The organism is Ruegeria sp. CDSA089, assembly GCF_059612205.1.
Genome location: NZ_JBXWQD010000017.1, coordinates 18,490 through 27,261 on the forward strand (window position 1 = coordinate 18,490; position 8,772 = coordinate 27,261).

The window sequence follows — 8,772 nt, forward strand, 5'->3', positions numbered from 1 at the left end:
CAGCGCGGTGCTGTTGCTTGGGTGCGGAGGGTGGATCGGAGTGCAAAAAATGCCAAGAGTCCAACTACCTGCAGTCACCCCAAAACCCAGAGCTTGGAACAAGGGGCGGATCATCGGTCAGAAACGACCGCTACTCCCAAAACAGGTCTGGGCGATCCGTGCCCGGCTCGAACTTTCTGGAAATCTGCGTGATCTCACAATGTTCAACGTCGCGATTGATAGCAAGCTACGCGGCTGCGATCTGGTCAAACTCGCTGTGACCGATCTTGTCAAAGACGATCGCGTCCGTGAGCGTGTTTCGGTGATCCAGAGCAAAACCAAGCGATCTGTTCAATTCGAACTGACGGAAAACACGCGAGAAACTGTATTGGTATGGGTAAAATCACCGGAAATGTTTGCTAGCCGGTTCATGTTTCCAAGCCGATTCCATGATCGACCACACATCTCGACGCGCCAGTATGGCAGGCTGGTTCGAGACTGGGTGACCGGAATCGGATTGGAACCGAGCGGATATGGCACGCATTCGCTTCGCCGAACCAAAGTAGCTGAGATCTACCGCAAGACAGGAAATCTCCGCGCGGTCCAACTTCTGCTTGGGCACACAAAGGTCGATAGCACCGTGCGATACCTGGGCGTTGAATTGGAAGACGCGCTAAGCATTGCAGAGCGCATAGACATCTGAGACAGTTTGGCGAGCGGCGCTGTCGGTCGCCAATCCATAGTGGTTCTAGTTCTTTTAAGCAGGAGTTGGACGTAGCGTGCCCTGAGCGGAAGTGTCAAAATCTTGTTGCGTACGCTCGCAGCACAGTTTTCTCGGCTCAGGCGCAATTTACAGGGTGCGGGACCGAGCGGCCATTTGATCACGCCGCGAGCACTTGTGCAGAAGCGGCGCGAAAATCGCTGCGTTGCAGCCAATGTCATCAAGCCAGTCATTCCTAGTTACGGGGAAGCCTTGATCACATACTCCTCTTTCGCCGCACTCAGGCCAGACAATTTCTTTCGGTAGTTCACCAAGGATCTTGGTCACCGGCAGTTTCAAAAACTACCTGCCCTGGCGGTACTTGCATTGCGACAAGGGAAACTTCCTTGACTCTATTCTGGCTAAGGACCACAAAAGTGCATTGGTGAAAGTTACTCGTCGCCGCGATGCTGCCGGCTTCGATGATCCAATGGCCTTCAGAATAACTGTAGCATATGCCCCAGCATAGGAACGGGTTTCGCTGGGGTCTTCGCTATGAGCTCGTTCCTCACATGCATTCGCAACTGTCACCTGACATGCGCCAGCCATCGCGTGACCCATGAAAGAAAGCGCCGTATGAACAACACATGGCTCATAAATTGCGTGCTTGATGCCCGATAGATCAGGTCTCAGGCTCCGTTTCAATCAGTCATTCATCCTGTTTGCGCGCTGCATTCTTTGTTTGATCCCGACACTCTTGGTGTTGTTCTCAGGGACGCAGCTTCCTGCCCAAGTCGCAGGCAATGCCGATGGATCGGTTTGTGACCAAGGTTTCGAAAACAAGAACGGATCGTGCCAAAGAATAGACTTACCGGAAAACGCATATTTGACGGGTAGCTCCTTTGGCAGCGGCTGGGAATGCAATCATGGTTTTCAGATTGTCGGAGAACTCTGCGAGGAGATAAGAGTTCCTGAAAACGCCTATCTTGCATCAACCGGAGACCGATGGGAGTGCAACCGGCTGTTCCAGCGCGTCGAGGACGAATGTGAAGAGGTGATTTCACCTCAAAATGGGTACGTCGAAACCCGGTTTGGCGTGCAGGAATTACACTGCAACTGGGGATTTCGTAAGGAGAACCAGGATTGTGTTGCAATAGAAGTTCCAAAAAACGGTCGTCTGAGCGACAAAAGAAGCTCGGATGGGTGGGTATGCCTCAGAGGCTACAGGGCAGCTGAGAGCGGCTGTGAGCCTGTGGCCGTTCCACTGCATGCATACCTTGCACCTGAAACCTATTCCGGATGGAAATGCGAACGTGGTTTTCGCGCAAACCGGGACAGGTGCGTTGCGATCCTTGTCCCTTCAAATGCTCACTTAAATCGAAGAGGTGATGGTTGGGAATGCAAACGGCCATTCACACGACAGAACGATACGTGCACCGAAAATGTGCCGCGACAATAGGTTGGTGGAAATCAATATCGACCGACATATCCGGAAGGACCAAGCCGTGAACCATAACTCGATTAACGAAAACTTGGGTAAAAGCCTCAAGGCTGAAAAGGCGCGTCGCCGGTCCTACGGGATTAAAATATCTGTGGCGTCGGCGGTGCTTGTTGCGGCCATAATTGTGGCGGTGTTTCTCTGATGCGTAAAAATGCCCCTCAAGTAACTCTTCCCAGTTCAAAGATGTCAGCTCATGGTCTGGAACAAAGAGCGTTTCAGGACCGCAGTGTTCGTAAGTCGCGGAACGCTGACGTATCAGGAGTGATTGAGGAAGAATTTGGAAAGTACTTGATTAAGGCTGGCGTTCTGAGCGGCAATAGTGTTGCACGGGCATTTCCCAAGCCGCCGGCTAAAACGCAGGCAATGATTGCCGACGCAGTTGGAGAAACACCAGCATTGGCCATTGAGGCCTTAAAAGAAATTCTCGAAGAACGAGACAGAAAGCGTAGCGGTCAACGCCGTTTGGAGGGAAACTCCGGCACCTTCGTTCCTAGTGAAAGAGAATATGCAGAGGCATTACGCCAGATCAGGCTCACCGCCGCGCAGGTCACATTGCTCAAAGCACTTACAATCGCAGGCAAGGACGGTCTGACCATTGGTCACTTGTCTCAGGCGGCCGGTTACAAATCGCGCGAGGCCTCAATCAAGGTCTTTAAGAAAATCGGTCTATTGATTGCGGAGTATCTAGAGCTCGAACTTCCCGAAGGCGGATCGGTACAGAATGATGGCGCCGCTCAGGTCCTGGCATTTTCTCACATCGAAAGTGACGACGAGCCAGCAACTTGGATTATGCATCAGGAACTGCGCGACGCTGTTCGTTCGGTTCTATGACGTACGTTACAGCCCCAGCTCCTGTAGCGAACTTCGAACCGGAACAAATGCACGAAAGGTTGCTCACGTAGCTTATGTTGGAGAAAAGACCATATCCGCTCGACCTGATCTATGTACCTGTGAAACGGGCGAAAACGCTTGATCAACAAAAAGTTCTGACGCTGGCCGAAGATATCCTGAAGAATGGCCAGAAGACCCCGATCCAGATACGCGCTGACAACAAAAGGTTCGTGCTGATTGAAGGTCTTCACCGACTAGAGGCTATCCGCGCCCTCGGCGGTGATACTATTGAAGCCTATTTGGTCCGCGCCAGACTACACTAAGCTCTTTTTGGGATTGGCGTTTGACAAAGCCTCTGAAAAGGTCATCAGGCGCTGACTTTTTTCATCCCAAAGATGCAATCGCGCACAATGAAGGCTCTGATATAGAGTAATACGCTGGCAGTTTTCCAACTCAGAATGGTCACGCAAAACTTCGTTTAGCCGATAGAACGGTATGCGGCTGGCGAGGTGGTGAACATGGTGCACACCAATGTTGCCAGAGAACCACCGCAAGATGCCAGGCAAGGCATAGTGAGAACTACCATAGAACGCGGCGTTCTGAAGGTTCCAGCCCTCTTCCCGGTCCCAGGTCGTGTGTTCGAACTGGTGTTGAATGTAGAAAAGCCAAATACCAATCGATGATGCGACAATCACGGTTGGCAGGAAAACACACGCCACCACCTCAAAGCCTCCGGCCCATAAAATCAGAGCCAAGAACCCTGCAATTGCGGCGTTTGTTCCCATCGCACTTGCCCAATACAGCCAGCCCGACCGCATGAAGCCAACAGGTAAGCGGTATTGAATAAAGAACGTATAGATCGGCGCAACACCGAACAGGAAGACGGGGTTCCGGGTCAGACGATACGCGGCACGCCCGAACCAATTCCGTTTCAGGTATTCCTCAATGGTCAATGTAGGGATGTCACCCATACCACGCCGATCAAGGTTACCGGTTGAGGCATGGTGAATCGCATGGCTTTGCCGCCAAACGTCATAAGGTGTAACGGTAAGAGCACCCAGAACCCGGCCAGTCCAATTGCATGCGCTTCGGCTTCTAAAGAAAGATCCATGACCACAATCATGCATGATGATGAAGATACGGACCAGAAATGCGGCATTCAGGATGGCCAGCAATATTGCGATCCAGACGCTAAATGACAACGCAAACCACGCTAGGGCCCATAGCGCGAATAAGGGGAAAACAGTGATCGCAAGTTCAAAAACACTGCGCTTCGCATCGGGCACACGGTATTGCGCGAGCACCCGCGTCCAGTCTTTAGGTTGCAACTTACTTGGTCTCCGACGGCCTATTGTCGCCCATTGTTCAAACGGGCACCCTTATGGGGTGCCCGCAAAAGGTCAGGCGAGTGCCAGATTGGCGGCGCTTTCGCGTCCGTCACGGCCAGCCTCGACGTCAAAAGTAACCTTTTGGCCGTCTTTCAATTCGCTAAGGCCGGAACGTTCAACTGCTGAGATATGCACGAACACGTCGCGCTTGCCATCATCAGGCTCGATAAAGCCAAAACCTTTGGTTGAGTTGAACCATTTTACTGTGCCATTTGCCATGGTGGAAGTCTCCTAATACGTGCCGCCCGCATCATTGCGGCGACTCGGCGTGGTCGGTCTGAATCGAAAGACTGAACGCCGAATTGGGGAGACAGCAGGTCGAAAAAGAAAAACGTAAGCCTTGTGTATATGGACTTTGAGTACACACGATACAAGCCTTGATACAATGGAAAGCAACAGAAGATCTGAGTCTGCCTAGCCCAATTTGGGACAAAGATAAGCAGAACGCATTGCTCTGCGTTTCGGAAATCAGAGGTCGGCTTCTGATAAAACCTGCCGAATGCGTATGCAGCAAACTGATTGCTCAGGCACGGCAGGTAGGGCTCACTGTCCGAAATCGCCGCGTGCTTCAAGAACACCGTGGCCAGGCACAAATGTTCGTTGATTGATTGAAACATTACTAAATCAACGAGTTGACCTCTCTAACGAACGGTAGATTCTGCGCGGCCCGAATCTTGGGTCATGCTGCGTTGGCATAGGGCGACTGCGAGCCTCAAAGTGCCATTAGTAGGTCCGTATCTGCGTAAGCATCGGGCAAGAAACGTTACCGATGTTACAGTTGGCCGTAAGTTCATTCAGGGCGGCCTCCAATCGCTTAAGTTCGATTATCTTCATACGCACATTGGAGATATGAAGCTCGGCCAGTTCCTTAACGGATTGGCAATCCTCGCTATCACTTTCGGACAGGTTGAGAAGCACCTTTGCATCGGCAAGCGCAAAACCCAAGTCTCGGCACTTCCTTAGAAAACAAAGCCGTCCCACATCGTGCGCAGAGTACATGCGTCGATTATTCGATGCCCTTTCTGGTTTCGGCACGATCCCTTCGCGTTCGTAGTAGCGGATAGTTTCAATTCCGACACCGCTTTGCCGGGATGCCTCCCCAATCGCAAACATGTGAGATTTCCTGTCTTGATCCTGTAGTGGCTACAGAAGTTATACGAGAGGTTGTTGTCTCTACAACTCCGCGCGACGTAGTCCATCAGGGAAACAGAATGCAGAAGTATCTTAGCCTCAGCTATTTGGGATCGCTATCAGCGCTTGGCGTCGCGACTTGCTGCGTTTTGCCCATGATGATGATGTTACTGGGGCTGGGCGGCAGTTGGTTGGCAATCTTTGGGAAGGTTGCGGCAGCGAGTTACTATGTGCTGACGATTTCAACGGCACTCGTCGCGATATCGTGGCTGGTATCTTATCGGCGCGGTTCCTTACCGACGTTAAAATGGCGGCTTGCAGGAACAACTCTAATCACCGGCGTGGCTTGGGTCGTTGTGTTTAACGAGGCACGGATTAACGATTACCTGATCATGCAGATGTGAGACTATGACAAAACAAACTGTAGTCCTAGAAAGCACCCTGATTTGCCCGAAGTGCGGCCACAGCGAAACCGAGCAAATGCCAACGGATGCTTGCCAGTGGTTCTATGAATGCAAGTCGTGCAAAACAGTTTTGAAGCCGTTGGAAGGCGACTGTTGTGTTTACTGTTCATATGCGACGGTCCCGTGTCCACCAATTCAGCTAGGCGATAGCTGTTGCGGATGAAGTGAAGGACGGCTTTGTTGAGCAAACTGTGAACTGCCGCCGCGAGCATCGCTGCTATTTGCATGAATGACAGTTCTTTCCGCTGCTTGGCCGCACAAGATATTCGGCAGTTGCAATGTTGTTACTGCTACAAGCGCATGCAGCAATAAAATCCAGGGTACAGGTTGGGCTCGATGCGGCCGTCCGCCTGAATATCGCGAGCGACCGCTAAGCGAACAAAGCGGACGCTGGAAGCAGCGCCTTAAGTGCGGCGACCAGATGAAGCTTCAACAACTCTGCCTCTGTTCAGCGTGGTCCAAGGTGTGTTTGGAGTCTATACCGACCATATTCTTCCTTGATTACATGCTTGCGTGTGGGCAGCATAAACTCAGTAGGGCGGATTCCAGATCGACGAATTTACTTTGCGCTTGTTTCGCCTGTGTTGGGAGTATCAGTTGTGGTCAAGGCTTCACCTGAGATACTTGCTGTAACAGAACGCTGGTTTGAGGCGATCAGGACCCTCAATACGCATGTTTTGAAGGACTACCTCTCCGACTCGGTCGATCTGCGCTTCATTGGAACTGGCGAGAATGAGTTTTGGAAAGGCCAGGTTGTTCGCGATGGAGTCGGCGAATTCATCGGCGAAATGCCAGAGCCGGATGTGTGGGAAGTTCTCGAAGCCGAAGCTTTCGAGAACGGAGAGACAGGTTGGTCTGCTTTTCTGCACCGGGTTGGGTTTCCAGGGCTTAGAGATGATTACATCGTCCGCACGGTGCTGGTATTCGTCTTAGAGGGTGCATCGTGGAAGATCATTAATCGTCACGCTTCTCTTCCCTACCCAAATATGGAATTTGTTGGCAGCGAACAGTTGGCCATTCAAACTCTTGTGAAAGCTGCGCTCGAAGAAGGTCCGGAATTGCTTCAAGCAGAAGGTTTGGCCTCGGTGCTGTTTACCGATGTCGAAGGCAGTACGATGCTCGCGGCGGCCATGGGAGATCAGGGTTGGTCGGCGTTGATAGATCAGCATTTTCAGACTGTTGAGAGTATTGTCGCAACACATCGGGGGCAATTCGTGAAGTCGCTAGGAGACGGGACATTGTCCAGTTTCCAATCCGCGACTGAAGCGCTTCTGGCGGCGATCAAAATACAGGAAGCCGTTGCTATGAGCGATGTGGAACCGCGCTTGGGCCTACGGGTTGGCGTTCATACTGGCGACGTTGTTTTGGCGCGTGGCGACTTCTTCGGAACCGTAGTCAACAAAGCGGCTCGCATAACTTCGTCGGCCAATCCGGGTGAAATTCTTGTGTCAGATGTGACGAGAGCCATCGTTGGAGGAAATCACGAGTTCGAATTTGCGACCGCACGATCTTTGGTCCTCAAAGGACTTCCAGATGATCACACAGTTTACCGTTTGCAATGGAAGCGATAGCTGCTCGCTGGGTATGACTTCGAAGACCAGCCCCGTCCCCCAGGGGATTATTCAATCAAATTGCCCTTTTCGCGGAATGCCTTTGCAGAGTGAACACACCCACTCCGCAGTTCCATCAATTGGCCTGCCCTTGCTCTTTAAATCACGGTGGGAAACTACCTGCTGATCATGGCAAAATGGACAGGTGGCAAGGGCAAAGAAATCTGGAATATGGGTGACTTTCTTAGGGACGGAATTGCAAACCATGTCGCACTCAGCATTGAACCATCCAACATACGATATCACAGATCGGCGTTTTTTTCCACCAATACGCATTGCCGTTGGTCACCCGACGAAAAGACAAGACCGCTTATGGATCTGTAACGTCAATCTCGCTCAATGTTTCACCCGCAGCGCTGCTAGGCTGGCTGATACCAAAAATAGTGCTCAGTGTGACGGCCACGTCCACCGTGGAAACGGGACGACTGACGCGAGTTGGCTTGATACCTGGACCAGCGAAAATGATTGGAACATGCGTGTCGTAGCGCCAAGGCGATCCGTGCATTACGGCAATTGGACCTTCCTCGAAGAGAAATGAATAAGGTGTCTGAACAACATAAATGTCGCCAGAACGTGTTGGGTGATAGTTTCGCCGGATCTGCTCCTCAAGGGTATGCCCTCGTTGTTCAGGAAACGGTTCAGTTGGCATCGCAAGCTCAATGCCCGGTGCAGCCATCAAGTTTTCGACAATGCGTCGCTCGATAACACGCCTGTCGGCGCCTAACGCTTCAATGGCGGCATTGTCCAGATATACGTAAGGACGAAAAAAGAACTGTATTGCGGATTCCACTCCGAACTCATCGGCGATGACCGAATTCACATCTATCATCAATGCTTCGGTGGAGTCACGGAATGTTGAAAGCCCGGCTTCGGCCATCTCTTCTGGCGCTTCCGGCATGCCATGATCGGCGGAAAGCACATAAAGCACATTCGCTCGTCCAACCTCTCGATCCATGAACTCAAAGAAATCAGCCAATGTCTCATCCAAACAGCGCACCATTTCTTCATTTTCTAGGCTGGATGGTCCGAAGAAATGGTTGGTTGCGTCTACACCTGAAAAACTGATGCTTAGGTAATCCGGCCATTTATCGTCACTGTCCGTCATCAGAGGTTTTGGGCCAGTTGGCGGTCTGACCTAAGAGAGGATCTGGCTCATCCGGTTCGCGTG

At 51.7% G+C, this 8,772-nt stretch carries 10 protein-coding genes; 6 read left to right on the forward strand and 4 right to left on the reverse strand.

Going from position 1 to position 8,772, the window contains the following annotated elements; genetic code table 11:
* The first annotated feature begins 49 nt into the window (after positions 1 to 49).
* The 3 genes from AC2FJ6_RS20370 to AC2FJ6_RS20380 all read left to right on the forward strand — a co-directional run bounded on the left by AC2FJ6_RS20370 (position 50) and on the right by AC2FJ6_RS20380 (position 3,334).
* Positions 50 to 682 (forward strand): tyrosine-type recombinase/integrase, encoded by a 633-nt coding sequence (locus tag AC2FJ6_RS20370; RefSeq protein WP_170769014.1) that lies wholly within the window; start codon positions 50 to 52, stop codon positions 680 to 682.
* A gap of 1,639 nt (positions 683 to 2,321) precedes the next feature.
* Complete coding sequence (locus tag AC2FJ6_RS20375; protein ID WP_170717691.1) at positions 2,322 to 3,011, forward strand: hypothetical protein; 690 nt, start codon at positions 2,322 to 2,324, stop codon at positions 3,009 to 3,011.
* A gap of 74 nt (positions 3,012 to 3,085) precedes the next feature.
* Positions 3,086 to 3,334, forward strand: a complete 249-nt coding sequence (locus tag AC2FJ6_RS20380) for a ParB N-terminal domain-containing protein (protein WP_170353732.1) — start codon at positions 3,086 to 3,088, stop codon at positions 3,332 to 3,334.
* Here the strand turns inward: AC2FJ6_RS20380 and AC2FJ6_RS20385 are convergent.
* From AC2FJ6_RS20385 to AC2FJ6_RS20395, 3 genes are all read right to left on the reverse strand, one after another.
* Positions 3,326 to 4,339 (reverse strand): fatty acid desaturase, encoded by a 1,014-nt coding sequence (locus tag AC2FJ6_RS20385; RefSeq protein ID WP_174819312.1) that lies wholly within the window; start codon positions 4,337 to 4,339, stop codon positions 3,326 to 3,328. The genes AC2FJ6_RS20380 and AC2FJ6_RS20385 overlap by 9 nt on opposite strands.
* A gap of 72 nt (positions 4,340 to 4,411) precedes the next feature.
* Entirely contained in the window at positions 4,412 to 4,618 is a 207-nt protein-coding gene (locus AC2FJ6_RS20390) for a cold-shock protein (protein ID WP_170769015.1), read from the reverse strand.
* 504 nt (positions 4,619 to 5,122) lie between these two features.
* On the reverse strand, positions 5,123 to 5,512 hold the full coding sequence (locus AC2FJ6_RS20395; RefSeq protein ID WP_170769016.1) for a MerR family transcriptional regulator: 390 nt from the start codon (positions 5,510 to 5,512) through the stop codon (positions 5,123 to 5,125).
* Between the two features lie 98 nt (positions 5,513 to 5,610).
* Here AC2FJ6_RS20395 and AC2FJ6_RS20400 point away from each other — a divergent pair, with 98 nt between their 5' ends.
* The 3 genes from AC2FJ6_RS20400 (at position 5,611) to AC2FJ6_RS20410 (ending at position 7,565) form a co-directional block, all read left to right on the forward strand.
* Positions 5,611 to 5,934, forward strand: coding sequence for a hypothetical protein (locus AC2FJ6_RS20400; protein WP_170499188.1), 324 nt, complete (start codon positions 5,611 to 5,613; stop codon positions 5,932 to 5,934).
* A gap of 4 nt (positions 5,935 to 5,938) precedes the next feature.
* The gene (locus AC2FJ6_RS20405) at positions 5,939 to 6,157 is read left to right on the forward strand and encodes a GDCCVxC domain-containing (seleno)protein (RefSeq protein ID WP_237217120.1); all 219 of its coding nucleotides are present in this window, start codon (positions 5,939 to 5,941) and stop codon (positions 6,155 to 6,157) included.
* 436 nt (positions 6,158 to 6,593) lie between these two features.
* Positions 6,594 to 7,565 (forward strand): adenylate/guanylate cyclase domain-containing protein, encoded by a 972-nt coding sequence (locus tag AC2FJ6_RS20410; RefSeq protein WP_170770712.1) that lies wholly within the window; start codon positions 6,594 to 6,596, stop codon positions 7,563 to 7,565.
* Positions 7,566 to 7,914: 349 nt separating this feature from the next.
* Here AC2FJ6_RS20410 and AC2FJ6_RS20415 read toward each other — a convergent pair whose 3' ends face one another.
* Positions 7,915 to 8,709, reverse strand: a complete 795-nt coding sequence (locus tag AC2FJ6_RS20415; RefSeq protein WP_496669798.1) for an alkaline phosphatase family protein — start codon at positions 8,707 to 8,709, stop codon at positions 7,915 to 7,917.
* Positions 8,710 to 8,772: the final 63 nt, after the last annotated feature.

Bases quoted from the DNA above. Each gene is read 5' to 3' on its own strand.
- AC2FJ6_RS20400 (WP_170499188.1), top strand. From the start codon at position 5,611: ATGCAGAAGTATCTTAGCCTCAGCTATTTGGGATCGCTATCAGCGCTT.
- AC2FJ6_RS20380 (WP_170353732.1), top strand. From the start codon at position 3,086: ATGTTGGAGAAAAGACCATATCCGCTCGACCTGATCTATGTACCTGTG.
- AC2FJ6_RS20390 (WP_170769015.1), bottom strand. From the start codon at position 4,618: ATGGCAAATGGCACAGTAAAATGGTTCAACTCAACCAAAGGTTTTGGC.
- AC2FJ6_RS20375 (WP_170717691.1), top strand. From the start codon at position 2,322: ATGCGTAAAAATGCCCCTCAAGTAACTCTTCCCAGTTCAAAGATGTCA.
- AC2FJ6_RS20405 (WP_237217120.1), top strand. From the start codon at position 5,939: ATGACAAAACAAACTGTAGTCCTAGAAAGCACCCTGATTTGCCCGAAG.
- AC2FJ6_RS20370 (WP_170769014.1), top strand. From the start codon at position 50: ATGCCAAGAGTCCAACTACCTGCAGTCACCCCAAAACCCAGAGCTTGG.
- AC2FJ6_RS20395 (WP_170769016.1), bottom strand. From the start codon at position 5,512: ATGTTTGCGATTGGGGAGGCATCCCGGCAAAGCGGTGTCGGAATTGAA.
- AC2FJ6_RS20415 (WP_496669798.1), bottom strand. From the start codon at position 8,709: ATGACGGACAGTGACGATAAATGGCCGGATTACCTAAGCATCAGTTTT.